We start from the raw sequence: 26,866 nt of genomic DNA on the forward strand, positions 1-26,866 counted from the left end.
CTCAGCCCAGTCTTCCAATGCGATCACCCCTCCAGCCTCGGAGGGGTCAGTCCCAATCCGCCGCTAGAGGGTCAGTCTCAGCGCGTCGTCGACAGCCTCCTCAATGCCTAAGCACTGTAATGCGCGCTCGCTTATCCGTTGAGGATCAACGACCAAGATCTGGTGAGAGACAACGGCGAGACTACGCCCCGGGCCTGTTCAACCGCTTCGTAGCACGGTTGGCTGTGGTTGCCGGATCGCGTTCGTCTGGCGCTTCTGAGGCTCCTGCTCGTCGTCACTGCCGGGGAGGGCGTGACGGCGGGCAGGACAAGACGCAGTGCTGGTAGCTGCGGGGGCTACCTGCCCACCCATCATCCCGGTCCTATTGGAGGTTGCCATGAACAGCGTGCTCGCCGTCAGCGACGACCCGTTCGAGCTCGATGTGCAGATCGTCACGGAGAGTCCGGTTGCCGCCGCCTTGCTGGGCGACACGGACGACGGCTGCGACACCGTGAGGGGCAGCGACTGCTGACCGATCATCCTCGCTGGTTCCGGCAGGCGATCCCCCGGTGCCTGCCGGAACCGGCACCCCCTATCCAGCCATGTCCCGCAGGAGCGCCTCGTGACGGAAGGAGAGCGACTCATGTTTCGGTCGGTCGATGCCGCGACGATCCGCATTGCCGCTCACTCATGGCCCGACGGCCCTGCGCCTTGGCCGGACCGGAGCGACGCCTCCGGTATCGGGGACTGGCTGCAAGCGACGTGGCGGAAGGTCGGTCTGGCCGAAGCTGTCTGGGCCGCCAGCCCTGAGTTCGCCGCTCGCGTAGAAGCGGTTCTCGCCACAGGAGGCGCTGCTCCGGACCGAGGGTGGCGGATGGCGTTGGCGTTGGCGCGGTACCTGGTCCGTGCGCAGCGGCGTGCTACGCCCTTCGGGTTGTTCTCGGGGGTGGCGGCCCTGCGGTTCGACGCGGTGGCTGCGGTGGTGCCGGCAGGGCGGCCGGCGATCCGGGTACGGCCGGACGCGAGTTGGCTCGCGTCCCTGATTGCGCGCCTTGAGGCTGAGCCCGACGTGCGCCGCCGTCTGCCCATGCAGGCGAACAACCTGGCGCTGGTGAACGGGCCTCAGATCGTCGTGGCCCGCCGGCCGCACGCCTCTGCACGTACGGAGTCGACCTCGGTCAGGAACACCGCAGCGGTACGGCTGGCGATGTCACTCACCCCTACTCCGTTGCCGTGGGGTGAGCTGGTCGACAAGGTCGCTGCTGCGTTTCCAGGCTTCCCACGCACATCCGCTGACACGATGGTTGACGGCCTGGTGAACCACGGCGTGTTGATCTCCGCTCTGCGGCCACCATCGACGTGCACGGACCCGATCAGGTATGTCCTGGACACCCTCGATGCGGCGTTCGACGGTGATCCGGAGGGGCAGCGAGCCGTTCGAGCCGAGCTGCGCTCGTTGTGTGGTCGTCTCGGTGGTACCAGCGCGGGGAGCTCGACGTACCTTCGTGGGCTCGCCGACCGTATGCGCAGCGTGGCATCGGCCACTCAGCCGCTCGCGGTGGAGCTTCAGCTCGCAGATCAGGTCACCCTGTCGGAGCAGGTCGCCACCGAAGTCGCCGCTTCGGTGGCGGTGCTGCGACGGCTGACGCCGGATCCGGCGGGGCGGCCGGAGTGGCGTGCGTACCGTGCCCGGTTCGTCGACCGCTACGGGATGGCGACGGTGGTGCCGCTGGATCGGCTGGTAGATCCGCTCGTCGGGTTGGGCTTCCCCGAGCACTTCGGCGCTGTGGCCGTCGCGCCTGCGGCTCTGCTGTCCGGCCGTGACGAGCGTCTGCTCGCGATGGCTCAGCAGGCGGTGATCGACGGTGCTCGTGAGGTGGTTCTCGATGACGCGGTCGTCGAGTGGCTCGCCGGCCCCAGCCGAGTCACGGGGCCTGTCAGCCCTCATGTCGACGTCTCGGCTGAGGTCCGCGCGGTTTCGCTGGAGGCGCTGACACGGGGACAGTTCACTGTCGCGCTGACCGGCATGGGACGCTCGGCGATGGCGACGAGCGGGCGTTTCCTCGACGGGCTGCCCTACGCCGATCGTGAGTTGATGTGCCGGGAGTTCGCCCGTCTTCCTGTCGCGGTGGCCGGGGCCATGCCGGTACAGCTGAGCTTCCCGCCGCGCAAGCTGCACACCCAGAACGTGCTCAGCTCCCGGCAGGTACTCCCGTGGCTGATCAGCCTGGCCGAGCACCGGCCCCTGGCCGAGAACATGATTGGCCTCGACGACCTCGGTGTGACCGCCGGCCGTGATCGGCTGGTTCTTGTGTCGATGTCGCGGCAGCGGGTGGTGGAGCCGACAGTGGCGCACGCGGCCGCCGTCCACACGATGCCGCTGCTCGGCCGGTTTCTCCTGGAGTTGCCGCGAGCTACGGATGCCCGGCTGAGACCGTTCGACTGGGGTGCGGCTTCCTGCTTGCCGTTTCGACCCGCGCTGAGGTACGGGCGCGTCCTCCTGGCGGCGGCCCGGTGGCGGGTCGATCCGGCGGCCCTGCCCGATGCGGACGCCAGCGATGGCGAATGGTTGACGGCCTGGGAGGCGCTTCGGGCGAGGCTGCGGTTGCCGGCATGGGTGCAGGTCGGCAATGGTGACCAGCGGCTTCGGCTCCATCTCGATCAGTCCATGGATCGTGCTCTCCTGCGTGCCCACCTGGAGGCCAGCGCCGGACCGGTAACCGTGGTGGACGCGGCGAGTCCGCAGGACTTCGGTTGGCTCTCCGGCCGCGCCCACGAGATCGTCGTGCCAGTCGCCTCGACGGTTGCGCCCGCTGCCGCGCCGGCTGCGGTTGGCGCGCGGAGCGCATGGCCTCCGCCCGCTCCCCCCGAGCCGGTTATTCCGGGTGCCAGTGGCCTGCTGTCCGCTTCAGTGACCGTCGAGCCTTCGACGGTGGAGCTGGTCTTGGGCCGAGGGCTGCCCGCGCTGTTCGCCGACTGGCCCGAGCCGCCGCTGTGGTGGTTCGTGCGCATGCGACGCCCCACCCCGCATCTTCGACTACGACTGCACACCGATGACTACGGCGACGCGGCGGTACGGGTCGGACGGTGGGTCGCCGGGCTCCGACAGCAGCGCCTTGCCGGCGATTGGAGCCTGGACACCTACCATCCCGAGTCCGGTCGCTACGGCTGCGGCACCGCGCTGGCAGCAGCCGAGAGGTTGTTCGCCGCCGACTCCTCCGCAGCCCTGGCACAGCTGGCAGTGCAGCCCGCGTCTGGAATCGATCGACGGGCACTGACCGCCCTGAGCATGGTCGACCTTGCCGCCTCGATGCTCGGCAGCCGCACCGACGCATGCGAGTGGCTGGTGGCGCGCCCCGAGCAGACCGGGCAGGCACCGATCCAACGAGACGTGCTGCGCCAAGCGGCCGCCCTCGACCCGAACGAACTTCCCGAGCCCATCCAGCATGCATGGCAGCAACGCTCCAGGGCCGCGACCCGATACGCCGGTCAACTGTCCGCCGTCGCCGGCCCGCTCACCCCCGCCTCGGTGCTCGCGTCACTGATGCACCTGCACGTCGTTCGCGCTCTCGGCCCCGACGAAGACGCCGAACAGCTCACATATCGGCTGGTACGCCATGTCGCGCTGGCGGCGGTGCGCCGCCGGACTCGCGCCGTAGGAGCATCCCGATGACCAGAGCACCGCTGAGGACACCGTTGCTACGGGCGGCCGAGACGATGGCCGCATGCATCACCGACACCCTGACCGAGCCGCCACCCCCGGATTTCGCAGCGGACGACTACGGGCCACGCAGTACCCGCTGGTACGCCCAGTCGCTGTCCCGGGGTGCCACCGGGGTGGCACTCCTGCACGGAGTGCGAGCGCAGACAGGACACGGCGGGTGGGAACCGGTCCATGCCTGGCTGCGACGCGCGACCGCTGACTCACTGAACAACGGCAGCGGAGCCGGACTCTGGTTCGGCGCACCCGCTGTCACCCACGCGCTGACCATGGCCATGCCGCACTCCCGCCCGGCGGCCCTGGACGCGCTTGATCACGCCCTCGATGACCTGGTGGAACGCCGCCTGGCCGCTGCCACGGCACGCCTCGCGGCGCGTGCCCGGCCCTCGCTGTCGGAGTTCGACCTCGTACGTGGGCTGACCGGCCTGGGAGCCCACCTGCTGCGCCGCACCCCGGACGGACCTCTGCTCCGGCGGGTGCTGGCGTATCTGGTCCGGCTCACCGAGCCGATGCAGACCGACGACGCCGCAGGTCGACTTGCGCCGGGGTGGTGGAGCGCAGACCCCGCAGACCGCGAAGGTTCGGAGCCGGGCGGGCATGCCAACGTCGGCATGGCGCACGGCATCGCCGGCCCGCTGGCTCTACTGGCCCTGGCCATGCGGCAGAACATCCTGGTGCCGGGGCACGCGGAGGCGATCCGCCGGATCTGCACGTGGCTCGACTCCTGGCAGCAGGCGAGCCCTGCGGGACCGTGGTGGCCGGAGAAGATCACCGTCGCGGAGTTACATGCCGGGAAACCCGCCATGAGCGGACCGGCGCGGCCGTCCTGGTGCTACGGCACCCCCGGAGTCGCCCGCGCCCAGCAGCTGGCCGGGATCACTCTCGACGACGCCGCCCGGCAAGAGGCGGCAGAAGAGGCGCTGACCCGCTGCCTGGCCGACCCTCTCCAACTCGGCCGGATCGTCGATCCGTCGCTGTGTCACGGCTGGGCAGGGCTTGCCGCTACGGCTTGGTACGCCGCCGCCGACGCCCGCACCACCAGTCTGCAGAAACAGCTGCCCCAGATCGTGCGCCTGCTGATCCAGCACGCCACGGACACCACCCCGGCACGATCCGGCTTGATCGCAGGCCCCGCCGGAATCGCCCTCACCCTGCACACCGTCGCGACCGGCACCGACGTCCGCTGGGCCACCAGCCTACTGATCAACTAGACGAGGAGAGCGTCGTGGATCTCGATCACGAACCCGACACCGAGCCACCAGGCGTGGCACCGATGAGCCGATGGCGCCAGATCAACCTGATCTTCTCGGACTGGCAGACCGCTGAGAATTTCGCCGCAACGCGGCTCGCCGCTGAGCTCGCCGCTGCGGAAGACCACCGGGCGATCACCGCCTTCTGGTTCATCCGCAAGAGCGAGACGTGGCGGCTGCGACTCCTGCCCGGCGACCGGCTCGCCCAGGTCTACGCCCTCCTCGCCGCCATCACCGACGACGACCGCATCCGCAGTGTCACCGAGCCCGTCTACCGGCCCGAGGCGTACGCCTTCGGCGGGGACCAAGCCATGACGATCGCCCACACCCTCTTCCACACCGACAGCCGCCACATCCTCGGCCATCTCGCCACCGCCAGCGGCACCCATCGGCGTGAACTCGCCGTCCTACTCGCCACCCGGCTCATGCGCGCCGCCGGACTGGAATTCTCCGAGCAGGGCGACGTCTGGCGGCTCCTCGCCTCCCGCCGGCACCAACCGAACGCCCCCGCGCCGAGCCCACGGCTCATCGCAGCGGTGCAGCGCCTACTCACCGCAGCCGACGACACGGCCGCAAGCCCACTGGCCATCACCCCGCAATGGCCGAAAGCCCACGAGCAGGCAGGCGCGGACCTCGGATTCCTCGACCGGCACGGCGCGCTGACCCGCGACCTACGCGAGGTACTGACCCACCACCTCCTGTTCCTGTTCAACCGGCTCGGCATCTCCGCCGCCGACACCTGGCTACTCGCGACGGCCGCCGTGACCGTCACCTTCCACCACCCCTTCGACACCCCATCCGGCTACCAAACCACCACCAAGATCGACAGTAGGGTCAACGCAGTGAACACTCCCCCCACCGCACCAGGAACGTCCAGTGCCGCGACGCTGCGCGAACAACTCGTCAGCACGCTCGAACAACGCGGCCACATCCGCTCCGCCCCCGTCGCGCACGCCTTCCGCACGGTCCCCCGCGAGCAGTTCCTCCCCGGCATCGACCTGGACACCGTCTACACCCGACGCCAGATCGTCACCAAACGAGACCCCAACGGTGCCGCGTTGTCATCAGCGTCGTCCCCCAGCCTCGTCGCGGACATGCTCGAACAACTCGCCCCACAACCCGGCCACCGCGTCCTGGAAATCGGCGCGGCCACCGGCATCAACGCCGCCCTCCTCGCCGAACTGACCAGCCCCGGCGGCACGGTCATCACCATCGAACTCGACCAGGACCTCGCCGACGGCGCCCGCGCCAGCCTCGACCGCGCCGGCTATAACACCGTCAAGGTGATCTGCGGCGACGGAGCCCTCGGCGACCCCGACCACGCGCCCTACGACCGGATCATCGTCACCGCCGGAGCCTGGGACATTGCCGCCGCCTGGTGGGAACAACTCGCCGACCACGGCCGCATCGTCGTGCCCCTGCGCGTACACGAGAGCGGCCTGACCCGATGCTTCGCCTTCGACCGCACCGACCCCCACCAGCTCGTCAGCACCACGACGCCACTGGTCTGCGGATTCGTCCCCATGCGCGGCAGCACCGAACACACCGACCACCACGTACGCCTCGACACCGACGTGGTCCTCAAACTCGACGCCACCGACCAGCCCGACCGCGCCGCGCTCGCCAGCGCCCTCAGTCACCCCCGGCTCGAACGCTGGACCGGCATCCAAGTCAGCGACGCCGACCCGATCGGCCACCTCGACCTGTGGCTCCTCGTGCACGCCAGCAGTCCGTTCGGCCGCCTCGGCGTCGGTGATACCGCCCGCACCAGCGGACTGGTCACCCCCGCCTACCGGTGGGCCGGTGCCGCCATCTACCACGGCGGCACCATCGCCTACCTCGCCTTCCAAGACACCGGCGACGGCCACCACGAACTCGGCGCAATCGCCCACGGACCCGACGCCAACGCGCTCGCCACCGACCTGACCAACCTGCTCGACCAATGGGACGCCGCAGGCCGCCCCAACCAGCCCACCGTCACCGCCCACCGCGCAGGAACCCGACCTGCCGAACCCGGCGACATCAGCCGACCCGACACCGCCCTCACGATCACCTTCTGACCGCACCCCGCGCCGGGACGGTGCCCTGTCCCGCCCCGGCACCCGTGGGACGAGCGCAGCTGAGATGTCGCGCACGCCCTGGACGCACCTCGTTGCCACTACGCGGCTCTTCCGCAGCAGATGAGGACACCATGACTCCGTCACTTGCCGCCACCATCGCCGCCCGATTCCCTCTCGTCGCCCGCAAACGACCGCCCGCCAAACCACTGGACGCTCGGGTCGACCGGCTCGTCAGGCTCGCCGAAACCGCACACCGCGAGAGCGACCCGGACAAGGCGTCCATGGTGTTCAACGGGGCCGCCCTCATCGCCTCCGACTGCGGAGAACCCCACCTCGCCCGCGCCTGGTGCCACCGCCACGCCAGCCTCTACCTCAACCAAGCCCCGCTGACCGGCTACACAGCCCGCTTCGCTCTCGAACCAGTCGTCAACCTCGCACGCCTACGCATCCGTGAAGGCGACGGCAACGGCGCGTACCGCCTACTCACCCACCTGTACACGGCAATCGTCGGCGGCATTCCCGTTCTTCTGGACGACCTGGAGGTACACCCTCGACAGCTTCCCGCCGATCCCGAAGAGCTCGATCAGATCATCAGTTGGCTGCGCGGCACACTGCTCTCCGACGGAACCCGCGCCCTCATCCTCGCCGAACGGTGGGACGACGCCGTAACCCATGTGCGCCGGTACGACGGGGTCGGACCTACCCTCATGGATGGACGACAGGTCGCGATCGTCGCCCACCTACTGCACAACGAAGGACCGGCAGCAGCAGCTCTCCTCACGACCACAAAGATCGAAGCGCCGTGGGAGCACGCGGTGCATGGACTCCTCACGACCTGGCTGGACCTGGCTGCGGGTCACACCCCCGTCGACCACGCTGACCTCATCGATCGAGTGTCGGCCACACCACGAACCACCGGTCTCACCGTGTTCCGCGTTCGCCTCGGACTGACGGCCCTGGACCTCTCGGTGGGCTTGCCAGTCGATGTCGTAGACAACCTGACCAAACAGTTGGTCGCAGATGCTATCCACGACGAGGACGCCCACGCGGCGCGCGACCTCATCAATCATCCGGCCGTTACCTCCGAAAGCGAAGGGACGCTGCGGGCTTTGATAGAGGCAAGTGGGTTAGGCCAGGGCCACCTACCAGCAGCAGCGGTTGATCAGCTTTCCTCAGCACTTGATGTGGCGGGAACCGCAATACAACGGCATCTGCCCTGCCAGCGGAACCGATTGAGGGCACGACAACCCCGGTCGATGCTGCGATGAAACGAGCCGCCATTCTCGTCGGAAGCTGTAGAGGCAGGTGTACGTGAGCCCGGACCTGCTCGGCAAGATCAACAAAGGCGAGCGTACCGCCAGCCTGGACGTCATGAGTCGCTGCGACCAGGCGTTGGGGACGGGCGGAGCGTTGGCCCGCTTACGACGATTCGTGGACCACCGCTCGGCAGCGCGGCCACGAACGGCTACCTCGGTGATGAATCCGACACGGTTCATGGTGGTCATGGAGATCCTGCCTGTCGGGCCTGTCGACTCCGCCGCCGTTCCCCTCGTGAACAGCGGCGGCCGGACCCGTTTGTACGCACTCCACGACGGACAGGGCAGATGATCGGAGCGGATGCCGTCCCGGTTCCCGTCACATCGGAGCAGATTCGCGACCTGCAGAAGGCACTGGGACGGCAGTTGGCCCACTGGCGCAAGGCAGCCGGGATGACCCAGGCCGCCCTCGCCAGGCGGACGGCCTACTCCCGCAGTTCCGTCGCGAACGTGGAGATCGGGCGGAACGCCATCACGCGTGGCTTCTGGGAACGCGCCGACCGCGAACTCCGAGCGCAAGGATCGCTGGTAGACGCGTTCGACACGCTCCAAGAGCTGATCACCATGCTCCAGAGGCATCGAGCGTGGCTAGCCGAACACGAACGACTGCTCCGCCATCAGGCAGCCGTACCCGCGAAGCCACCACCCGGCCTCATGATCACGACTCCAGCCTGCGCATGCACGGTCGCGATCGCTCGTTGGGGAGAACGGGAAGTCCTTGCGCTGCGGGAGGCACTGCGGCTCAGCCTTGGAGCGTTCGCCGAACGGCTTCGCGTGCCCCCCTCGGTCGTCGCCACCTGGGAGGACCGCAGACAGCTTGAACCTCCGAACCTGATGATGCAGGCAGCCCTCGACGACCTCCTCAAACTCGCCGACCAGGACACCCGGACCCGCTTCGCACGGATTCTCCAGATGCCACCGATGAGGTCCACAGGCCACCCCGGTATGCCTCAAATCGGTCAACCTGCGACGGACGGCGACCCCGCCTCACCGAAGTGAGGGACCGCAGGCCACCCGGTGAAGGGGACAACGATGGGCAGGCCGCAAAGGACCATCCCAGGATCGCGCCAGCCGGTCATGTTCGGGGCCCTACTGAGCAACGCCCGTTGCCACCAGTGGCGTCCCACCGGAAGCCCTCATCAGGTAGATGGGGTCCGGCTGGGGTCAGATCCGAGTAGCCGACCGCGTTCGCCCATTGGCTAGGTTGGCTGGACGACGACATCTTGGAGTGCCGGTGAACCCGCAAGAGGCTCTGCTACGTCCTGCCCGGCTTTACGGAGCTGAGGACGTCCGCAGGCGCGAGTGCCCGATACCTGCGGTCCCTGGCGTCTACGGCTGGTACTTTGCCTCTCCGCCATCCCTGGTCCCCGTCGAAGAGTGCCACAGGTGGAACGGGTCGATACTGCTCTACGTCGGCATCTCACCGAAGGCACCACCGAGCAACGGCCGCCCTCCGAGTCGGCAGACGATCCGAAGCCGGATTCGATACCACTACCGGGGCAATGCCGCCGGGTCGACGCTGCGGCTGACCCTCGGCTCGCTCCTCGCTCAAGACCTGGGGATCGGCCTGCGGCGGGTCGGGAACGGAAGCCGGCTGACGTTCGGCCGAGACGGAGAACAGCGGCTCAGCGCCTGGATGGCCGACCACGCCCGAGTCGTGTGGACCCCGGCAGAGCAGCCATGGGCACTCGAAGAAGAGTTGATCCGATCACACGTACTGCCGCTGAACCTCGACCAGAATCGGGATGGCTCCTTCCACAGCCAGCTCTCCGCACTCCGCGCCGCCCAGCGCGCACAAGCCCGGCTGTCACCCGTAGAACGGCAACCCTGATCAACGCCCACTCGCCGGGAACGCCAGCACGGCGCGCCTTGGCCTGTCGTCCGCCACCTCCCCGTGCCGCTGAACACGACCACCAGGCCGACCACGGTGGGCCACTTCGCCAAGGAGACACAGCGCATCGATGAACTTGGAACCAGCCAGGGCCGAGCGGCCCATCGCCGCCCGACGCGGCGGCCGCCCCCGGGCCTTCCTTCCGATACAAGCTCAACCCAGGCGCGGGCCGTCAGCCTGCCCCTACACCGAGAGCAGGGCCTCCTCGTTGGAGAGGATGAACTCTTTCAGCGCATCCGGCTTGAGATCCACCGCAGGCAGCTTGTCGATCGCCACCCGATCGACTTGGTAGCCACCACGCGACGGATCAGCGAACTCCTCCCCGGTCCGGGCGTCCTCGTTCAGCTGACGTAGCCGACAGACGAAGAAGTGCTGGACGGAAACGCCCTCACCAACGGAGGCGGTGAACAGGAACACCTGGACGAACCGGTCCGCCTCGGCACCGAGTTCCTCGTGCAACTCGCGGCGAAGCGCCGCCTCCAGGGAGACATCCGTCGACTCCAGACCGCCGCCCGGCATCGTCCAGTACGGCACCCGACCGGGCTTGATCCGCTTGATCAACACGAGACGGTCGTCCTCATCCAGCAGAACGGCCCGCACCGACCTACGTACGATCTGACGCACGACTTGCCCCTATCCGCGCCCAGAAATCACTAAGCGTTGCGAAACGTACCCGGTTGCGGTGTCGGGCGCACAACGAGGGACCCGGCAAGCCGCACCCCGCCGACGCGGACGTGACCGACGCGGCGCGTCAGGCAGTTGATCCGTCTCTCCACCGACGCCACCCGTCCAGCGGAAGCCGGAACGGTCCAACGGCTCCCGAGCACCCACCGAGACACCGAACCACCAACAGAAACGCCAAAAGGCTCTGACCCAGGGTGAAACCCCAGGTCAGAGCCTTTTCGGTGGTGCGCCGCCAGGGACTCGAACCCCGAACCCGCGGTTACCGAAAGTAGCGATCCGAACCTTGTCGCTGCCTGTCGAAAGTTGGCGCTGAGCTGCACAGACATGCCCGCGCTGTGATCGCTTCTTATCAACACTTGCCACTCACAAACGTGGGGTTTTCGGGGGGTAAAAGAGGGGGTGCCGACAGCCCGTTGCCAGGATCCACCGACCCGCCGCCCGGGTTAGGGCACTATCGGCGCGAGCACGACGAGCGCCTGCCCCTACCGCGACCCGCCCGCCGTCGGCAGGGGTTCGTGTCGGCGGGGAAACACGAACTGAAATCCAACCCTGTTCAGCGCTGTCAGCGTCGATCCTGTTGATCTAGCAGCTGATCATGGCGGCGTTCCGGTCCCACCTACAGAGTGGACCAATCCTGGGCACCACCTTCTCCACCCCTACCTATTTACCCACCCTTTACCCCTTTTCAGTGAACCTGAGCAGGTCATGCAATTCGGCCCCAGAGTTTCCATTTAGCCGCTCTTCAGGCAGTTGGGGTGCACAACCTCGCTCTTCAGCCCTGGTGTGACCAGAGTTCAATGATCAAGGTTAGACTGGCGCATGGGAGGGCGGTGCCCGAAATATTGCGCAGAGGAGGGGCGGTGCCTGAGACGAAGATAATCGTCTGCCTGGCAAACTCGTGGAAGAACCACGGTCGCTGCGTCGCTGGCGTCGAGTTGATCAACGGAAGGCCACGTGCCTGGATTCGTCCTGTTTCAGCGCGCGACGGCCACGCGGTTGACTTGACTGAACTCGAGCTTTTCGGTGGCGGGGACCCTGCGCCACTGGACATTCTTAAAGTACCGCTCCTCACCGCCCAGCCTAAGGGCCACCAGACGGAGAATTGGCTCCTGGACCCGACCCGCTGGTGGTCAAAGATCGGGGAGTACCACTGGAGCGATCTCGTAAATCTCAAGGACAAGCCAGTTGATCTATGGGGAACAGGCGACTCATCGGGCAAGGGCACGAACGACCGCGTCGCCGAGAGCGCAGCGATGTACCTAACGAGTTCCCTCGCGCTAATTCGCGTGAGAGAACTGGAGCTGCACGTGTTCGATGGAGGCTTCGGGCAGGTCAAGCGAGAGGTGCGCGCCATCTTCAGGTACGGTCAAGCCACCTACAACCTCGCGGTGACCGACCCCGTCTACCGCGATGAGTACCTGTCACGAGATGACGGGCGCTACCAACTGGGCGCCTGCTACTTGACGGTCAGCCTGGCCGAGCCGTTCCACGGGTTCTGCTACAAGGTGGTCGCCGCCGTCCTTGGCTCAGGTGTCCCTCCGGAAGGGAACCGATGATTTCAGCTTTCACTCACCTGACTGTGGGCCACTCGACGCATGAGATTGACCACTTTGTCGGATTGCTGCGTCTGAACGGCGTGACCGCCTTGGCCGATGTCCGCTCGGTGCCCGCAAGTCGCCATAGCCCACAGTTCAACCGTGCTCTGCTCAAGCAGTCGCTCGCTTCCGCAGGCATCAAATACGTTTTTCTCGGGCGAGAGTTGGGAGCGCGCTCGGATGATCCGGACTGTTACGAAGCGGGGAAGGTCCAGTACGATCGCCTCGTTAAGACAGAGCTATTCCAAAACGGAATTGAAAGACTGCTCCATGGCGCAACTAAGGAAACCATCGCCGTGGCCTGCGCAGAGCGTGATCCACTCGACTGCCACCGTACTCTTTTAGTTGCTACCCAACTCGTCGCCCGTGGCGCCACGGTCGGGCACATCCTTTCCGATGGCCGGATTGAGTCCCATGATGCCACAATGCTCAGGTTAAGGGCCATTCACGGCCTTGCAGAGCCTGATCTGTTCCACTCAGCGGCCGAGCTACTGGCAGAGGCTATGGACCGCCAGGAGTCACGAATCGCATACGTTAACAGCGCGGCAGCAACTGGAGGTGAGCACCCGTGAAGATCTACACGATTGGCTTCACGAAGAAGTCGGCGAGCGCCTTCTTCGAGCTGCTCAACAAGTCCGCAGCCGAACGTCTCGTTGACGTCCGGCTGAACAACGTTTCACAGCTGGCGGGCTTCACCAAGCGTGACGATCTGAAGTACTTCCTTGCTGAACTGTGCAGCATGGACTACGTCCACGAGCTGCAGCTCGCCCCCACGCAGACCATGCTGGACGAGTACAAGAAGCACAGGGCGAGTTGGCGCGATTACGAGCGCTGGTTCCTCGACCTAGTTAGGGAGCGCCGTATCGAGACAACGGTCCCTCGCGAGCTGATCGCCAACTCGGTGCTGCTATGCAGCGAAGCCACTCCTCACCACTGCCATCGCCGGTTAGCCGCCGACTACCTCGCCGAACACTGGGGCGGCGTGACCATCGAGCATCTCTAAGAGGACGTCTGATTCACGTATTTTGTGCGTGTTGTGGTTGTGGGGGTTCTCGCCAGGTTGGGGTGGTTTCGGTGGTGAGGCGTTTGGCGAGGTTGTCGATCATGGCGAGGGTGATCATGCTGGCGGAGTTGTGGGGTTGGGTTTCGTAGTCGCGGACGAGTCGGCGGTGGTGCATGAGCCAGCCGATGGTGCGTTCGACGACCCATCGGCGTTTGATCACGCTGAAGCCTTTGATCTGTGGGTCTTTGGTGACGATCTCGACGTCGATGCCGTAGGCCGGAGAAGCATCCTCATCGGGCGGTCGTCGACGGCATCCTGTACGTGGTGCGTACCGGGTGCGCGTGGCGGTATCTGCCGGTGGACTTCCCGCCCCGACAGACGGTGTACTCCCACTTCCAACGGTGGAACCGGCGGGGTGTGACCGATCGAACCCTCACCGAGCTGCGGGAGCAGGTCCGTCTGGCCCAGGACCGGGCGGCTGAGCCGACCGCGGGGATCATCGACTCCCAGTCGGTCAGGGCCGCGGACACCGTGCACTCCGACATCCACGGCTACGACAGCGGGAAGAAGGTCAACGGCCGCAAGCGGTTGACGGAGAGCGGTGGTTGGCCGAGCAGGATGCGGTGTCGCAGGAGGGTGAAGCCGACGCGTCGGGGCTGGCAGGTGCCCGAAATGCCAGGACAGCTGCCAGCCCGACCGGTCCGCGCGCGACCGTCAGAGACGGAAGGTCTGACGCGTCAAGGTGTGCGCAGTGCGAACCGCCTGAACGGCCACGGCCACGGCAGCCACCCACTTGATGACCTGGCGTAGATCCCTCATTCCTCTCACCTCCCCTACGTGCCGAGCTGGCTGGTTCCGACCAAAGGGCCGGAGTGGCGTGTCATGCCCATACGAGTGTGGACGCTTGAAGCTGCGAGATCCAGGGACTTCACCGATCTCACGAGCGCCGATGTGGTGTAGTTTCTAAAGTATGGATCTCGCCCAACCCGGCACCATCGATGATCTGGTCACGGATGCTCGGGCCGAGGGCTACCAGGCCACGACCCGGCTGATCACCGACTGGGTAAGCCTCGGTCTGCTGGACCGGCCGCGTCGCCAGCCACGAGGGCGAGGCCTGGGATCCAGCAAGGCTCTCTATGCTCCCCATCAGCGGAAACTCTTCCTCACGCTCCTCGCGAAACGCGCCGAAGCCTCGCGAGTAACGAGCCTGGCGCCCATCCCGGTGTTCATCTGGCTGTACTGGGGCGACGAGTTCGTACCGCTCCGCCAGGCGAGACGCGCACTGATGACTTGGCTGAAGGCCAACGAGGTGTCTAACCGGAAGCGGGCACGGGCGCAGGCACGCCTGCTCCTGGGACAACTGGACCATCCAGCCGCCGCCCCACGTGCTAGGCGCGAGCTCGTCGACGCCATGGCTGAGGTTGCCTACACGGGGCGGGCTGATCCTTCCCGCTTGGAAGCCGTTGTCCGTGAGGTGTTCGAGCCCGATGGCGTTCGGAGAGAGTTGGGACACCCAGCCGCGCTGCTGACGGTCGAGTCGGTCCTCCGGCTTATTGATGCCAGACTCGCTGCGGTGTCCGCGCTTAAGGCTGGAAAGGTCACAGACGGTCAGTTCGCCGAGACACGTCAAGCACACCTGATGGCCGCCGCCGACTACGCTGCAAGTCAACGAGAACTCGCCATGCAGGCCCCTCCGCATCTCAACAACTTCTACGAGCCGCTCACGATCCAGTCAACGTTCGACTCCTGCTGCGTAGATCTCCTGAGCATCATGGGGCTCCAGCTGAACAGCCGGCCGCCGACATCAGGGACCGCCTCGGACGCAACAGTCTGAGGCAGTCGGCCCGCGCGTGGGGCGTGCGCCGATTAGCCTGGCCGGGAGGGCTTGTAGTTCGCGGAGTAGGGCGTAGAGGGTCAGGCCGGCGCGGGGACTCTTGGGTCGAGGCGTTGCAGGATGCAGAAGGCGTCGGCGGCGGATACGAGGGTGACGTGGTGGTGCCAGCCTTGCCAGGTGCGGCCTTCGTAGTGGTAGAGGCCGAGTCCGGTTTTCAGTCGTTGATGTTCCGAGCACAGGTCGACATATGTTCGCGGTTAATCCCTTGGGCCTGCTGCACCCCTTGGCCGGGTCGCCGTACCGAGCCTCGCGGTGCATTCGGACGCGTTCGGGGCGATGGTGCTGAGCACCATGAGCGCGGCCGGCCACCCGAAACAGGTCCTGCCGTACAGAACGCCGGCACTCCGGGGCCGACGGGTGCGTACTTGCGGAGGATGACGCGACAGAAGCGATCTGCAACGATGCCATCGTCGACGATGATGGGAGGGAGCTACACGTGCACGCCGCTTCGGTGTGGAACAGCCTGGAGGTCGTCAAGCTCGTCATCGGCGGCATGGTTCCGGTCGCTGTGGCCGTATTAGCCGCTGTGTTCAGCCGCGCGTTGAAGCGTGCTGAGAACCGGCAGTGGTTCAGCCAGAAGCTGGTTGAGAAGCGTATCGAGCTGCTCACTGCCGCCTTGCCTGATCTCAACGACTTGTTCTGCTATTTCACATGGGTGGGCAACTGGAAGGAGCTTTCGCCACCCGAGGTCCTGCTACGAAAGCGGCGACTCGATCGGCTCTTCCACGCCAACAGCCCATTCTTTTCAACCTCGGCAGTAGTTGCATACGACGCATTCATCTCAGTTCTGTTCAAGACTTTCGTGGCCCCCGGTTCCAGCGCACAGCTACGTACAGGGCTTACGTCTCAGCATGGAAACCGGGTCAAGGCATTCACCGAGTACTGGGAAGCAACTTGGGATGCAATGTTCACACACGAAGCCGACCGGACCCCGCCTGATGTGATCAAGCGGCGGTACCAATCGCTGACTGCGGTGCTCGGATCCGAAATCGGCACACAGCCTGCACCGAAGGCAGCTTCGAGATGATTATTCAATGGTGCTGCAAGGGGCTGTCGAAACTCAACAGGGAGGACATCGAGCAGATTCTCACCAATCCAACGGGCCTGCTCTGCCGTGACTGGAATTCCCACTCAAGAAGGGGTATGCCTTTCCCAGTGGCGGTTGCCATGGGGCGTCTCACCGAGGAGAACCTAGACCGCCACGTGAACAGCTTTAACAGCGTGGAACCGAGTACGGGCCGGAAGTTCTGCGAGGTGACTCCTTTCATATCACTGTCAGCCGGTTGCGTCGACCGCGACGTGGCGGCTAGAACCAACATCACCCATCGCGCGCTTCGCACCGCTCTGGAGTTCGCCACCACGGACTACTCGGACCCAGCAAAGCCCGCGTGCCCCGGCTGGGTCCTCTACTGCTACGTGGTTGTGGGTGCCAACCCGGCCGTACGGATCCCTACGGTTGCCGAAGAGATCCGGGAGCTGAACCATGGCCGCGCATACTCCGGCTGGTACTGGCAGGGCGAGGTGGCGGCCAAGCTGCATGTTCCCTCCGCACAGATCCTGTGCGCGGAGCGGTACGAGCCTGCACCGGATGGCAGGCTCAGGCTCACCGATCTCCTGCTGAATCTCGATTTCTGTCATCCTGCGGCACTGCTTGCGGAACGGAGCATGCTATGACGCTACCGGAGCAGTTGTGGGGGGCGCTGCGGCTCGATCCGGCCACGGTCGCGGCTCGTGCCCGCTTCTATCGCGCATACGCAGAGTTGGAAGAGCCTACTTTCGACGTACGCGACTTGGCTGACTTAGTGCGGGATTACCCTTCCGGAGGCTTTGGCAACCGCGTCATCAACCTCGTAGGCAAGGAGGCAGGGGCGGTCGGTCAACGCTTGCGGAGGACCCAACGATCCCTTGGCGGGAGGCCCTGGGTGCGGCTGGCCGAGGTTGCGGACGCATTGCGAAACGCCGCCATCGCTGAATTGCTTCTCGACACACAAACCGGCCGGATAACTTTACTGAAGGCCAGTAGTGGCTACAGTGAGCTCGGGTTGCCATTCGGTGGCTTTCTAAGCGTCGCTGCGGCGGGAGACAGAGAACGGTCGGCCTCGGCCGCCGAACAGCTCGACGCCCTGCTGTCCAGTTATCAGATCACAGACACCAGGCTGCTCGGCTCGGAAGCAATTACAACACCTGCGCAGCAGCGCTACCTATTGCTCACGGCGGCCCTCGACGCTACTGACGTCCGGTCGCGGCTGGCTGACGCGCCCCAGGCGCAACGAACGACGGCGGTCGGCGTAACATCCCAGCCCTTTTCGACCTGGTGGCGCCTCGGTGGCCTGCTTTGCTATCTGGAGTCCGATGCCGAAGGGATCAAACGTGACCTGGCGCGGATCATCACTGACCTCGCCGAGGCGCACAGCCGGCAACTAGAGCTTGCCACGGTTGATGACCACCACTGGTCGACAGGCCGCGCCCAAACTGACTTAATCGATCTAGATCTGGCCGGCGCAGTAGCCATATCCGCGCGAGTAATGCGGCAACGAGATATCCGCCCATGGCAGGTGGAGCGCGATTTCCCCGCACTGTCGCCGCTGGCGAGGATCTCGCTGCAGATCGGCCTTCAGCTCGGCGACGACGCCTCGCCATCCGATGACTGAGCCTTGTCCAACGACGATGGCCAGCACTGCAGCCTGGGTCAATCCCAGGATGACAGGGAAGACCAGGTCTGCTGGGTCTTCAGTCAGGCGAGTGGAACCCCTGCCTTTTCCATGAGGTGCTTCGCGTATGCGGTGAGCAGGACACCAAGAGAGGTAGTCGCTACATCGTCGATCTTGGTTACCACGCGCTTCAGCACCGACTTGATCGCTCCCGCGTCGGGCTCTTCGCTCTCCAGCTCGCCCTCTGCGACCTCCAACTGGCCGCGCAGGCGCGTCGACTCGTCCTCGGTCAAACCCAGCACTGGCAGCGCCTGTTTGATCGCACCAATCAGCGCCGCGAGTTCATCGCCAGCAAGACCTGTGCTCGCCCTCACAGCCTGCGTGATCTCGCGGCTACTCCATGCCACGTTGCTTCCCGTCACCGGGCCGTGGAAGTTCACCGTCATGTTTGCGACCTTGCCTTCGTTGTGGCTCAAATAGTCGGCCACTGACCCTCCAAAATGCTCTGCGCAGTCGATGCCGAGATCAGTCAATCGAGGAGTCCACCAATGCCACTCATCTATCTCATCCACGTCGGCCATACGCTTCTGCGCCAGATAAGCCGTCGCCCGACGTATGTCATCCGGGGTGAACAAATCGCCCTCGAACTGGCCAAATCGGCTCTCAAGTAGCGAGTGGAAGTCCCTCCCCTGATGGCCGGGTGCTACGTGCAAGAATCGCACTACCGCGTCACGTGCCGCACTGTTCCGCTGGACCGGGTCCAATCGACGCAGACCGTGCGATTCGACGTCCACGCGACCGGCGTCCGTGATCATGACTCTGGTGTTCTCGAAGCTCGTCGCTTCGAAGAGCTTGATCAACCCTCGCCTGTCCAACTCCCAGAGGGTTCTCCGCCAGAGGTCCTCTAGCATCGGATGCTGCCACGTCCCCGGCAGATCCATGATCCACGATTCCTTGCCCGGGTAGTCGCGGTCGTGGCAGTAGAGCAAGTCCAGTAGGCGTCTCTGACGGCGATCCGTTCCAGTCACGTAGCCCCCTTCAGCGCAACACGATATCGCCGTACGGCCAGGAGTCGACGGAGTTAGAGGGGGATCAGGGCAGGAGAGAAATGTCCTGCTTCGGAACCTGTTGATGATCCTGATGCCCTGCTGCGGCCCTTACCTTTAGGCCACGTCAGTCCACCTCGACCGGACGGGATCGGGGAGAGGCAGTCCGTGCGCCGCGCGGCGGCCTACCGACGCTGGGCCGACGTCGTTGACTTGACCACCGGGAAGATCGACGTTGGGAGCGGCAGGAGGGGGCGAGCGAGCGCCGCGGGCCATTGATCCTCTAGTGTCGCAGGCACTGATTGTCGCAGAGGTGGTCTGGGGGCCTTGTGGCTGGTGCTTTTGGGGAGTGGCTGCGCTCAGCCGTCTCAGATTTTGGCCAGGAATGCAAGATCGCATTGGCGGGCCCGGGTGAACCTGAGGCGGCTATCCGCCCGCCCATAGAGCGGCTGCTACGTGCGTTCTGCGACCACCTCGGCGTGGCCATGACCTACTACCCGGAGACCGCGCTCGACGACTTGAAGGTCCGGCCCGACTACGCGATCCGTATCAACGGGGGGATCACCGGCTACTTGGAGGTCAAGAAGCCCAGCACGAGCATCGACCCGGCCACGTTCCGCGGGCACAATCGCACCCAGTGGGAACGGTTGAAGGATCTGCCGAACCTGCTGTACACGAACGGCGGCTCGTGGATGCTCTACCGTGACGGCGAGCAGGTCGGCGACACTGTCCACCTCGACAGGTCCTTCGCCACCGCCGGCAGCCTGCTGACCGTACGCGACGGCCGCTTCGAGCAACTGCTACGCGACTTCCTGACCTGGAAACCTGCGGCGATTCGGTCCGTGCAGCAGCTCGTCCGGGCTATCGCCCCGCTGTGCCGTCTACTCCGACAAGAGGTCCTCGACCAGCTCGACCGCGAAGCGACAGCAATCCGCGCCGGGCACGCCGAGGGAGAGCAGCCTTTCACTGGTCTGGCCAAGGACTGGCGGCGCCTGCTGTTCCCCACGGCGGACAACAGAGTCTTCGCCGACGGCTACGCCCAGGCGGTCACCTTCGCCCTGCTCCTAGCACGCTCCGAGAACATTCCGCTGACCGACGGCAACCTGCACGAGGTAGGCCGCAAGCTCGGCGACACCCACTCGGTCATGGGTAAGGCCTTACAACTGCTCACTGACAGTGTCACCGACCGGTTCCGGGTCTCCCTCGACCTACTCGTCCGGGTCGTAGACGCGGTGCAGTGGGACCGCATCCGCGCTGGCCGCGCCGATGCCTACTTGCACCTGTACGAAGACTTCCTTGAGGTTTACGACGACGATCTACGCAAGGCCTCTGGCACCTACTACACGCCGACTCAGGTCGTCACCGAGATGGCCCGCCTGGTCGAAGATGTCCTACGCACCCGGCTTGGCTGTGCCGACGGGTTCTGGTCCCCGCAGGTTGTCACCGTCGACCCGGCTATGGGCACCGGCACGTTCCTGCACGCGATCATTAAGCGCGTCGCCGAGCAGGTCACCGACGCCGAAGGCCCGGGTGCGGTACCGCAGGCCATCGAGCAGCTCGCTACGCGGCTGATCGGCTTCGAGTTGCAGATGGGGCCGTACGCCGTTGCCGAGCTGCGCCAGTCCGACATGCTGCGCAAGTACCAGGCCTCGCTCCCGGCCGGTGGCCAGCACCTGTACGTCACCGACACCCTCGACGACCCGTACGCCGAGGAACAACTAATCGCGTCCACCTACGCACCTCTGTCACGGTCCCGACGGCGGGCGAACAAGATCAAGGCAGACCAGCCGGTCACCGTGGTCATCGGTAACCCGCCCTACCGGGAACGAGCAGAAGGACTCGGCGGATGGGTCGAGAACGGCTCACCACACACGCCTGCCCCGCTGAACGCCTTCCGGCTGGCTGGCAACGGCCGCACCGAGTACGTGCTCAAGAACCTCTACGTCTACTTCTGGCGCTGGGCCACCTGGAAAGCCTTCGACGCGCACCAAGACCAGGGGCAAGGCGTCGTCGCGTTCATCACCACCGCCGGCTATCTACGCGGTCCCGGCTTCAAGGGCATACGCAAGTACCTCCGCGAAACCTGCGACGAGGGCTGGATCATCGACGTTTCCCCGGAAGGCATGCGCCCCGACGTCCCCACCCGTGTCTTCCCCGGCGTCCAACAGCCACTGGCCATCGGCATCTTCGTCCGTCGCCCCGACACCGACCGCGAGCAACCCGCCCGGATCTGGTACACCGCCCTCCATGGCCGCCGGCAGGCCAAGTACAACCAGCTCCAGAACCTAACTCTCGACGGCGACGGGTGGCGGCCGGCACGCACAGACTGGACCGCCCCACTTACCCCAGCAGCCGAGTCTGCCTGGGACGACTACCCGGCCCTGGGCGATCTGCTGCCATGGGCCGTGCCCGGAGTCAAGCCCAATCGCACCTGGGTCTATGCGCCGCATCCGAGCGTGCTCCAAGACCGGTGGTCTGGGCTTAAGAGTGCCAGCAACCGTGATGAGCGCAAGGAGCTGATGAAGGAGACGCGCGACCGCACGATCGATACAAGAGTCGAGCCACTCCCCGGCTTTGAGGCTCACCAAAAGACCCTTGCCGAGGATCAGAGCGAATGTCGACCGCCAGTGCGAATCGCGTTCCGAAGTTTCGACCGGCAGTGGATCATTCCGGACAGCCGGCTCATCGACTTCTCGCGTCCAGATCTCTGGCGAGCAGTCGACGCCGGCCAGGTATTTATCAGTGAGCTTCATTCGGCGCCGCTGACCAGCGGCCCTGCTATCACCTTCGCAGCGCTGGTCCCGGACATGCACCACTTCAAGGGTTCCGAGGGCGGCCGTGTGCTTCCGATGCGGCACGCGGGCGGTATGCCCAACGTGCCGCCGCTGCTGTTTGCCTCGCTTAGCGGCCGACTCGGGTTCGCCGTGTCAGTCGAAGACTTGGTCGCATACATCGCCGGCACTGCGGCACACCGCGCGTTCACCCCGCGGTTCGCCGAGGAACTTGTCACACCCGGAATCCGAGTGCCTTTCACCGCGGATCCCCAACTGTGGGCCGAGGCCGTCGCCGTCGGCCAGCAGGTCATCTGGCTGCACACCTACGGCGAGGCATTCTCCGACCCGACATCCGAGCGCCCAAAGGGAAACATCCGCTACCCAGCCGATGATCCCCGACGCCCGCTGAACACCACCGCGATCGCCGTCGACTCGCTGCCCGAAACCATCAGCCACAATCCCATAACCGAGACTCTGCACGTCGGAACCGGTTCGTTCGCTCCAGTCACCGCCGACGTCTGGGAGTACAATGTCGGCGGGATGCAGGTGATCAAGAAATGGTTCTCCTACCGCAAGGCCAACCCCGGTGGGCGCCGGTCCAGCCCGCTTGATGCGATCCATGTCGACCGCTGGCCACACGAGTGGACCGCGGAACTCAACGACCTGTTAACCATGCTCCGCCGCCTCGTCGACCTGGAGCCACACCAGGAGGATCTACTGGACCGCATCGTCGCCGGCCCACAGATCACCATCGCCGACCTGACCTCAGCCGGCGTCATTCCAGTCCCCGACCTCGCCCGCAGAGCCCACCGCCACGCACCCGACTTGTTCTCCTGAGACTCATAACTCATTTCACTTTTGGTCCAAGTTGGCTTGGTCCGGCACCGCCGGGACAAGCTGCCATGTGCTCGAAACGGCGATGATCAGCACCGATACCGGGTGGGGCTGACCCGGTTCGACGGATAGGTCGCTCAATAAGTTGATCTCACGCCACCTTGCTGGTTGGCCTACCAGAATAGGCGCTCTCCTCGCATTCGGCCAGACTCATGTAGTCCAGGGTGGAGTGGCGGCGGCGGGTGTTGTACTAGCCTAAATGGCAACCAAGGACGCCCGTACCGTACTGCGAGCTACCAGGCTAAGGGCAGTCGCTGGAAGAAGAGCCTCCCGGTGGGGCCATCCGAGGGCAGTGTGGCAAGCCACACGAAGGTATCCGCAGCCTCATCCGGCGCACAGTTCGCCTTTCCGTAGGCTAGGCGGGTGTCGACCTTTCCCGGTGAGGCGGCATTCACCAGAATGCCGTCGTCCTTCAACTCGGCCGCAAGAATGCAGGTCAGAGCGTTCACTCCCACCTTGGACACCCGATAGGAAACGCTGCCCGGCCCCATCTCGCTAAAGGTGCCCATATGGCTGGATACGTTGACGATCCTGCCGTGTTTGTTCTTCCTCATCTCCGGGATGGCCGAAGTGCAGCAGCGCCAGGTTCCCATGATGTTGGTGTCCAGGGTTGCTCGCACCTTCTCGATGTCGGCGCTGGCCGCTGCCTGGCCACGGTCGATGGCGATGCCTGCGTTGTTCACCAGGATGTCCAGCCGGCCGTACTGGTAGCCCACGTCGGCCATCGCGCGAGCGACGCTGGCTGGGTCGGCGATGTCGAGCTGATGGCTGGATGCGGAGAGTCCCTCCGCGGATAGTTCGTCAGCGGCCCGCACAGCGGCTTCTTCGGTACGAGCCGTGACGACCACGTGGGCGCCAGTCCGGGCTATGCCCCGGGCGATGGCCTTCCCGAGCCCACGGTTGGAACCGGTGATCACAGCGACGCGCCTGGCCTCACTCATGCAAGCAGAGTACGTACGCGCTCGTCCAGCGCGGTTCCGGCGGGGTGTCGATGGACCGTCAGGCGACCGTAGATGTCCAGTAGGCGGCGGTGGTTGCGCACCGCGCGGCTGGCGGCGACGTCGGGGGCGGCCTCGGCCACCAGGGCGCAGGTTCGCAAGGTGTTGGAGGCGCGCACTCACAAGCGACTTGGCTTAGAGAAGGAACATGCGTGACGGCGGCGTGGCGGCCTACGACGGTGGCATCGCACCATCCGGCCGGGCAGATATGGGCGGCCGCCCAACCGCCGTTACTGGCCAAACCAAGATCTTGAGTCGCGCTGTCACCGACCACGAGGCATACACCAAGCCCGTCTTCGGCCAAAGCTCGCCGGGTAACGGATGCGAAGACGGGGTTCGACTTCGCGGCACCTACCTCGCCAGAGACCAGGATCCGGTCGAAGAACTCCGCGAGTGCCGCCCCGGAGAGCTTCAGGCGCTGTTGGGCCGGCAAGCCGTTGGTGGCCAGCCAGAGGTGATGGTTCCGACGAAGAAGGTTCAGCATGGCATGGATACCCGGCAAGGAACGGACGTGTTCGTGTCGAAATGACCGGTACGCGCGCATTGCGGTGATCGCCCTGTCCAGGTCACCCTGACGCGAGTCGAGTATCGCGCGCCAGACCTGGATCTCATGTTGGCGCAGCGACTCGATGACAGGTTCGGGAAGTCGGGTGTTCTTGCGTGGTAGCCAAAGGGCGTCCCATCCGCTGACGTGGGCAAGCGGGCCGGTGCGCCGATGAGGGTGCACCTTCCACAATTTCCGTATGAACCTCAGAGCCAGTTCGATCGTCTCGACATCATTGGGCAAGGCGACAGCCGAAAGCGTATGTACGACTGCTTCCCTCGCGACCCGGACGTCGTCGATCAAAGTGTCGTCGAGATCCAGGATCATTACCTTCAAGTGTGCCCACACTTCCTCCGATACGTGCTGGACGGGAGTTCAGCCATGAGAGGAAGACTCGATTATGTGACTGAATGCGCGTTCCCAAATGGGCAACACCTCCGTGTAGTCGCTAGTGGCGGCGAAATCCCTCGCTGCCTGCGCCATGTGTGTCAGCCGGGTCGGGTCCGATCGCAATGCGGTGACCCTGTCTACGAAGGCTTGGATCACGAGGGGATCTACGGGATCTCCCTCGATTAGACAGCCGGTGACGCCGTCGATGACTCGATCCGGTAGGGCCCCGGCCGGCGAGCAGATGATCACTGCTCCGGCAGCGGCTGCTTCCATGGCCGCGATGCAGCAGGTCTCCGGGTACGTCGTGGGGTACAGGTAGAACTGAGCCGTCAGCTGGAGCTTGATGAGGTCGGGTTTACCTAGGCGGCCCAGGTAGCGCACGCCGTCGGATGCCATCGACTCTGCGCGCTTGTATAGCGCTCCGGCACGACGTAGGTCTTCCTCAGCTGTTATCCCTCGCAGTAGGTGACTCGATGCAATGAACAGCTCGGCGTCTCGATGCATATCGCGGATGGAGGGCCACATGTCCAGCAGTGGTTCCAGGCCGCGCCTCGGGTTCGCGGCGTGCAAGAACCGACCTGCCACCTTCGGCGACCGTTCGGCGTAGTCCGACGCGTTCAGGCCGTCGGCTGTGACAATCCACTCGACATCCGGCGGGTAACCATAACCTTCGACATAAAGGTTGCGTTGAAAATCCGAGAAGGCGATCAAGAGGTTGACGTCGCCAGCGCCGACGTGGCCGACAAGGCTGCCGTTGGGCGTCTTCAGTCCAAGTTTCGCCGCTCGCACCGGCGCATTGAATCGGCCCGGCTCGATCCTCTTGGTTCGCACCCAAAAGATAATCACATCCCGGTAGTCATCCTCGGTGAGTTCCGTGAGTGGCAGCCACTGCACGCCGAAGTCCTCGATGCGCGGGCAGTCGGCGTAAACCCGCACTTCGTGTCCTCGCGAGGCGAGTCCGCGGGAAGACAAGATCATGCCTGTCTCATTTCCGCCCAAGCCTTTCGTCGTCAGGTCGGACGGCTGAACGGTCAGGTATCCGGGGTGCACGATGTCGATTTTCATGAGGCTCCTGGGCGCGAAATTTCCGAGGACGATATCTGTATGAGTTGCGGAGCCGTCACCGCCGATCTGCGTTCGAATCAGGTCCGCGCACCAAGGACTGGGCCAGCAATCGTCACGCGTAAGGGTTGGAGGGACCGAAAAGCATGTCGACGCGTTCGTGCTGCCGGGCGAACTCGTCGCGACGGCGTACCCGCTGCTTCCATAGGACGGCGAGCCACCGCAGAGCGCACGTGCGCTGATTCGCAGCGAATCGCTTGCGGTTGGCGTCCGTGACGCCGAGATCGGGTAGTACCTTCACCCACACCTCGTCGGGTACGTCGCGTGCGCTGATGTGCTCGATGTGGTCGGCGGCGTCGAACGCCTGGTTGCTGAATCCGGCGTACTCGAAATCGACGCAGGCGGCACTGTCGCCGGTCTGGAGCCAGTTGAGCAGGTTCGCGTCGCCGCGGGACAGGATCGGCTCGTCTTGCTCGATGACCACGTCGGCGTCGCCGCTGCTATGCCAGGCGGCAAGCAGTTGCTGCATGGCGGGCGCGAGTGGGTCGTCGGCCTGTTCCTCGAGCAGTTTGGGCCATGCCTGGGTCAACCGGACCAGGTAGTGTTCGCCGCTGTCGATGCGGGGCAGCTCCGCCATCAGCCCGGACAGCGGTACCGCTTGTAGTTGCGTCGTCGTGTGGGCGAGGCCGCGTAGTGCATGGAGCTGGTCGGGTGCTGCGAGCAGCGGAGTGCCGTGCAGGACGGTCATCCCGAGGGCGGGTTCGGCCTCGGCCGGGTCGAGCCACAGTGGGACCGGGACGGTGCCTAGGTGATGTGGCTTGATGAGGTTCAGTGCTGCCCATTCGCGCTCGGCGCGGCGCCGGTCCGTCTTGGTGTAGAACTTGATCACGGTGTCGTCGCCATCTGGCGACGTCCAGCGGTAGAGATCGTTCTGCATGCCTCCGGCAAGGGGGCGTACGCCGAGCCTGGCCAGGGAGTCGCTGAGGGCTTCGCCTCCACGCGTACGTGCCTGCCGAAGTGCAGCGAGCATGTCCTGGGGGACCTCGCGGGATCGGGCAGTCATGCTGTTTCGGCTCCTAAGGTTATCGAGGGTTGATGGACGGCACCGACCGTA

At 65.2% G+C, this 26,866-nt stretch carries 23 protein-coding genes and 2 pseudogenes; 17 read left to right on the forward strand and 8 right to left on the reverse strand.

Going from position 1 to position 26,866, the window contains the following annotated elements:
• Positions 1-376: 376 nt before the first annotated feature.
• The 8 genes from AB0B63_RS30485 (at position 377) to AB0B63_RS30520 (ending at position 10,157) form a co-directional block, all read left to right on the forward strand.
• A complete protein-coding gene (locus AB0B63_RS30485; RefSeq protein WP_357025048.1) occupies positions 377-511 on the forward strand; it encodes an FxLD family lanthipeptide in 135 nt (44 codons plus the stop codon).
• A gap of 111 nt (positions 512-622) precedes the next feature.
• Complete coding sequence (locus tag AB0B63_RS30490; RefSeq protein WP_357025173.1) at positions 623-3,652, forward strand: lantibiotic dehydratase; 3,030 nt, start codon at positions 623-625, stop codon at positions 3,650-3,652.
• Positions 3,649-4,911 carry a lanthionine synthetase C family protein gene (locus tag AB0B63_RS30495; protein ID WP_357025050.1) on the forward strand — a complete coding sequence of 421 codons (1,263 nt, stop codon included), beginning with the start codon at positions 3,649-3,651 and terminating at the stop codon, positions 4,909-4,911. Before AB0B63_RS30490 ends, AB0B63_RS30495 begins: the two co-directional genes overlap by 4 nt.
• A 62-nt stretch (positions 4,912-4,973) precedes the next feature.
• Positions 4,974-7,010: a methyltransferase, FxLD system gene (fxlM, locus tag AB0B63_RS30500; protein ID WP_357025053.1), complete on the forward strand. Its 2,037-nt coding sequence runs from the start codon at positions 4,974-4,976 to the stop codon at positions 7,008-7,010.
• Between the two features lie 131 nt (positions 7,011-7,141).
• Positions 7,142-8,278, forward strand: a complete 1,137-nt coding sequence (locus AB0B63_RS30505; RefSeq protein WP_357025055.1) for a hypothetical protein — start codon at positions 7,142-7,144, stop codon at positions 8,276-8,278.
• A 43-nt stretch (positions 8,279-8,321) separates the two neighbouring features.
• A complete protein-coding gene (locus AB0B63_RS30510) occupies positions 8,322-8,618 on the forward strand; it encodes a hypothetical protein (RefSeq protein ID WP_357025058.1) in 297 nt (98 codons plus the stop codon).
• Entirely contained in the window at positions 8,615-9,325 is a 711-nt protein-coding gene (locus AB0B63_RS30515; RefSeq protein ID WP_357025061.1) for a helix-turn-helix domain-containing protein, read from the forward strand. The genes AB0B63_RS30510 and AB0B63_RS30515 overlap by 4 nt, the downstream gene beginning before the upstream one ends.
• A gap of 148 nt (positions 9,326-9,473) precedes the next feature.
• On the forward strand, positions 9,474-10,157 hold the full coding sequence (locus tag AB0B63_RS30520; protein WP_357025064.1) for a GIY-YIG nuclease family protein: 684 nt from the start codon (positions 9,474-9,476) through the stop codon (positions 10,155-10,157).
• 243 nt (positions 10,158-10,400) lie between these two features.
• Here AB0B63_RS30520 and AB0B63_RS30525 read toward each other — a convergent pair whose 3' ends face one another.
• Positions 10,401-10,841, reverse strand: a complete 441-nt coding sequence (locus AB0B63_RS30525) for an NUDIX domain-containing protein (protein ID WP_357025067.1) — start codon at positions 10,839-10,841, stop codon at positions 10,401-10,403.
• Between the two features lie 920 nt (positions 10,842-11,761).
• On the opposite strand from AB0B63_RS30525, the gene AB0B63_RS30530 reads away from it, so the two are divergent.
• The 3 genes from AB0B63_RS30530 to AB0B63_RS30540 are packed head-to-tail and all read left to right on the forward strand — an operon-like array spanning position 11,762 to position 13,499.
• Positions 11,762-12,457: a hypothetical protein gene (locus tag AB0B63_RS30530; RefSeq protein WP_357025070.1), complete on the forward strand. Its 696-nt coding sequence runs from the start codon at positions 11,762-11,764 to the stop codon at positions 12,455-12,457.
• Positions 12,454-13,068 carry a DUF488 domain-containing protein gene (locus tag AB0B63_RS30535; protein ID WP_357025073.1) on the forward strand — a complete coding sequence of 205 codons (615 nt, stop codon included), beginning with the start codon at positions 12,454-12,456 and terminating at the stop codon, positions 13,066-13,068. Before AB0B63_RS30530 ends, AB0B63_RS30535 begins: the two co-directional genes overlap by 4 nt.
• The gene (locus AB0B63_RS30540) at positions 13,065-13,499 is read left to right on the forward strand and encodes a DUF488 domain-containing protein (protein WP_357025076.1); all 435 of its coding nucleotides are present in this window, start codon (positions 13,065-13,067) and stop codon (positions 13,497-13,499) included. Before AB0B63_RS30535 ends, AB0B63_RS30540 begins: the two co-directional genes overlap by 4 nt.
• 13 nt (positions 13,500-13,512) lie before the next feature.
• Here AB0B63_RS30540 and AB0B63_RS30545 read toward each other — a convergent pair.
• Positions 13,513-13,770 (reverse strand): annotated as a pseudogene (locus tag AB0B63_RS30545) (transposase); the annotation flags it as partial.
• A gap of 50 nt (positions 13,771-13,820) precedes the next feature.
• On the opposite strand from AB0B63_RS30545, the gene AB0B63_RS30550 reads away from it, so the two are divergent.
• Positions 13,821-14,309: a transposase gene (locus AB0B63_RS30550; protein WP_357025079.1), complete on the forward strand. Its 489-nt coding sequence runs from the start codon at positions 13,821-13,823 to the stop codon at positions 14,307-14,309.
• 160 nt (positions 14,310-14,469) lie between these two features.
• Positions 14,470-15,333: a hypothetical protein gene (locus tag AB0B63_RS30555; protein WP_357025082.1), complete on the forward strand. Its 864-nt coding sequence runs from the start codon at positions 14,470-14,472 to the stop codon at positions 15,331-15,333.
• 80 nt (positions 15,334-15,413) lie between these two features.
• On the opposite strand, the pseudogene AB0B63_RS30560 reads toward AB0B63_RS30555, so the two are convergent.
• Positions 15,414-15,563, reverse strand: a pseudogene (locus AB0B63_RS30560) (IS701 family transposase); the annotation flags it as partial.
• A gap of 266 nt (positions 15,564-15,829) precedes the next feature.
• Between AB0B63_RS30560 and AB0B63_RS30565 the strand changes: the two are divergent.
• The 3 genes from AB0B63_RS30565 to AB0B63_RS30575 are packed head-to-tail and all read left to right on the forward strand — an operon-like array spanning position 15,830 to position 18,044.
• The gene (locus AB0B63_RS30565) at positions 15,830-16,420 is read left to right on the forward strand and encodes a hypothetical protein (protein WP_357025085.1); all 591 of its coding nucleotides are present in this window, start codon (positions 15,830-15,832) and stop codon (positions 16,418-16,420) included.
• Positions 16,417-17,067 carry a hypothetical protein gene (locus tag AB0B63_RS30570; RefSeq protein ID WP_357025088.1) on the forward strand — a complete coding sequence of 217 codons (651 nt, stop codon included), beginning with the start codon at positions 16,417-16,419 and terminating at the stop codon, positions 17,065-17,067. The genes AB0B63_RS30565 and AB0B63_RS30570 overlap by 4 nt, the downstream gene beginning before the upstream one ends.
• Positions 17,064-18,044 carry a hypothetical protein gene (locus AB0B63_RS30575; RefSeq protein ID WP_357025091.1) on the forward strand — a complete coding sequence of 327 codons (981 nt, stop codon included), beginning with the start codon at positions 17,064-17,066 and terminating at the stop codon, positions 18,042-18,044. The genes AB0B63_RS30570 and AB0B63_RS30575 overlap by 4 nt, the downstream gene beginning before the upstream one ends.
• A gap of 83 nt (positions 18,045-18,127) precedes the next feature.
• Here AB0B63_RS30575 and AB0B63_RS30580 read toward each other — a convergent pair whose 3' ends face one another.
• Complete coding sequence (locus AB0B63_RS30580; protein WP_357025094.1) at positions 18,128-18,904, reverse strand: hypothetical protein; 777 nt, start codon at positions 18,902-18,904, stop codon at positions 18,128-18,130.
• A gap of 671 nt (positions 18,905-19,575) precedes the next feature.
• Between AB0B63_RS30580 and AB0B63_RS30585 the strand changes: the two genes are divergently transcribed.
• Entirely contained in the window at positions 19,576-22,701 is a 3,126-nt protein-coding gene (locus AB0B63_RS30585; protein ID WP_357025176.1) for a type ISP restriction/modification enzyme, read from the forward strand.
• Between the two features lie 290 nt (positions 22,702-22,991).
• Here AB0B63_RS30585 and AB0B63_RS30590 read toward each other — a convergent pair whose 3' ends face one another.
• From AB0B63_RS30590 to AB0B63_RS30605, 4 genes are all read right to left on the reverse strand, one after another.
• Entirely contained in the window at positions 22,992-23,699 is a 708-nt protein-coding gene (locus AB0B63_RS30590; RefSeq protein ID WP_357025097.1) for an SDR family oxidoreductase, read from the reverse strand.
• A 58-nt stretch (positions 23,700-23,757) separates the two neighbouring features.
• Entirely contained in the window at positions 23,758-24,627 is an 870-nt protein-coding gene (locus AB0B63_RS30595; protein WP_357025100.1) for an HAD family hydrolase, read from the reverse strand.
• Between the two features lie 48 nt (positions 24,628-24,675).
• Positions 24,676-25,755 carry a glycosyltransferase gene (locus tag AB0B63_RS30600; protein ID WP_357025103.1) on the reverse strand — a complete coding sequence of 360 codons (1,080 nt, stop codon included), beginning with the start codon at positions 25,753-25,755 and terminating at the stop codon, positions 24,676-24,678.
• 112 nt (positions 25,756-25,867) lie between these two features.
• Positions 25,868-26,815: a phosphotransferase gene (locus tag AB0B63_RS30605; RefSeq protein WP_357025106.1), complete on the reverse strand. Its 948-nt coding sequence runs from the start codon at positions 26,813-26,815 to the stop codon at positions 25,868-25,870.
• Positions 26,816-26,866 lie beyond the last annotated feature (51 nt).

Origin of the sequence: Micromonospora sp. NPDC049081 (assembly GCF_040648835.1) — a bacterium.
Taxonomy (GTDB): domain Bacteria; phylum Actinomycetota; class Actinomycetes; order Mycobacteriales; family Micromonosporaceae; genus Micromonospora; species Micromonospora antibiotica.

Excerpts from the sequence above, each read along its gene's own strand:
- AB0B63_RS30485 (WP_357025048.1), top strand. The coding sequence starts at position 377 with ATGAACAGCGTGCTCGCCGTCAGCGACGACCCGTTCGAGCTCGATGTG.
- AB0B63_RS30490 (WP_357025173.1), top strand. The coding sequence starts at position 623 with ATGTTTCGGTCGGTCGATGCCGCGACGATCCGCATTGCCGCTCACTCA.
- AB0B63_RS30495 (WP_357025050.1), top strand. The coding sequence starts at position 3,649 with ATGACCAGAGCACCGCTGAGGACACCGTTGCTACGGGCGGCCGAGACG.
- fxlM (WP_357025053.1), top strand. The coding sequence starts at position 4,974 with ATGAGCCGATGGCGCCAGATCAACCTGATCTTCTCGGACTGGCAGACC.
- AB0B63_RS30505 (WP_357025055.1), top strand. The coding sequence starts at position 7,142 with ATGACTCCGTCACTTGCCGCCACCATCGCCGCCCGATTCCCTCTCGTC.
- AB0B63_RS30515 (WP_357025061.1), top strand. The coding sequence starts at position 8,615 with ATGATCGGAGCGGATGCCGTCCCGGTTCCCGTCACATCGGAGCAGATT.
- AB0B63_RS30520 (WP_357025064.1), top strand. The coding sequence starts at position 9,474 with ATGGGGTCCGGCTGGGGTCAGATCCGAGTAGCCGACCGCGTTCGCCCA.
- AB0B63_RS30535 (WP_357025073.1), top strand. The coding sequence starts at position 12,454 with ATGATTTCAGCTTTCACTCACCTGACTGTGGGCCACTCGACGCATGAG.
- AB0B63_RS30555 (WP_357025082.1), top strand. The coding sequence starts at position 14,470 with ATGGATCTCGCCCAACCCGGCACCATCGATGATCTGGTCACGGATGCT.
- AB0B63_RS30570 (WP_357025088.1), top strand. The coding sequence starts at position 16,417 with ATGATTATTCAATGGTGCTGCAAGGGGCTGTCGAAACTCAACAGGGAG.
- AB0B63_RS30575 (WP_357025091.1), top strand. The coding sequence starts at position 17,064 with ATGACGCTACCGGAGCAGTTGTGGGGGGCGCTGCGGCTCGATCCGGCC.
- AB0B63_RS30585 (WP_357025176.1), top strand. The coding sequence starts at position 19,576 with ATGACCTACTACCCGGAGACCGCGCTCGACGACTTGAAGGTCCGGCCC.
- AB0B63_RS30590 (WP_357025097.1), bottom strand. The coding sequence starts at position 23,699 with ATGAGTGAGGCCAGGCGCGTCGCTGTGATCACCGGTTCCAACCGTGGG.
- AB0B63_RS30595 (WP_357025100.1), bottom strand. The coding sequence starts at position 24,627 with ATGATCCTGGATCTCGACGACACTTTGATCGACGACGTCCGGGTCGCG.
- AB0B63_RS30600 (WP_357025103.1), bottom strand. The coding sequence starts at position 25,755 with ATGAAAATCGACATCGTGCACCCCGGATACCTGACCGTTCAGCCGTCC.
- AB0B63_RS30605 (WP_357025106.1), bottom strand. The coding sequence starts at position 26,815 with ATGACTGCCCGATCCCGCGAGGTCCCCCAGGACATGCTCGCTGCACTT.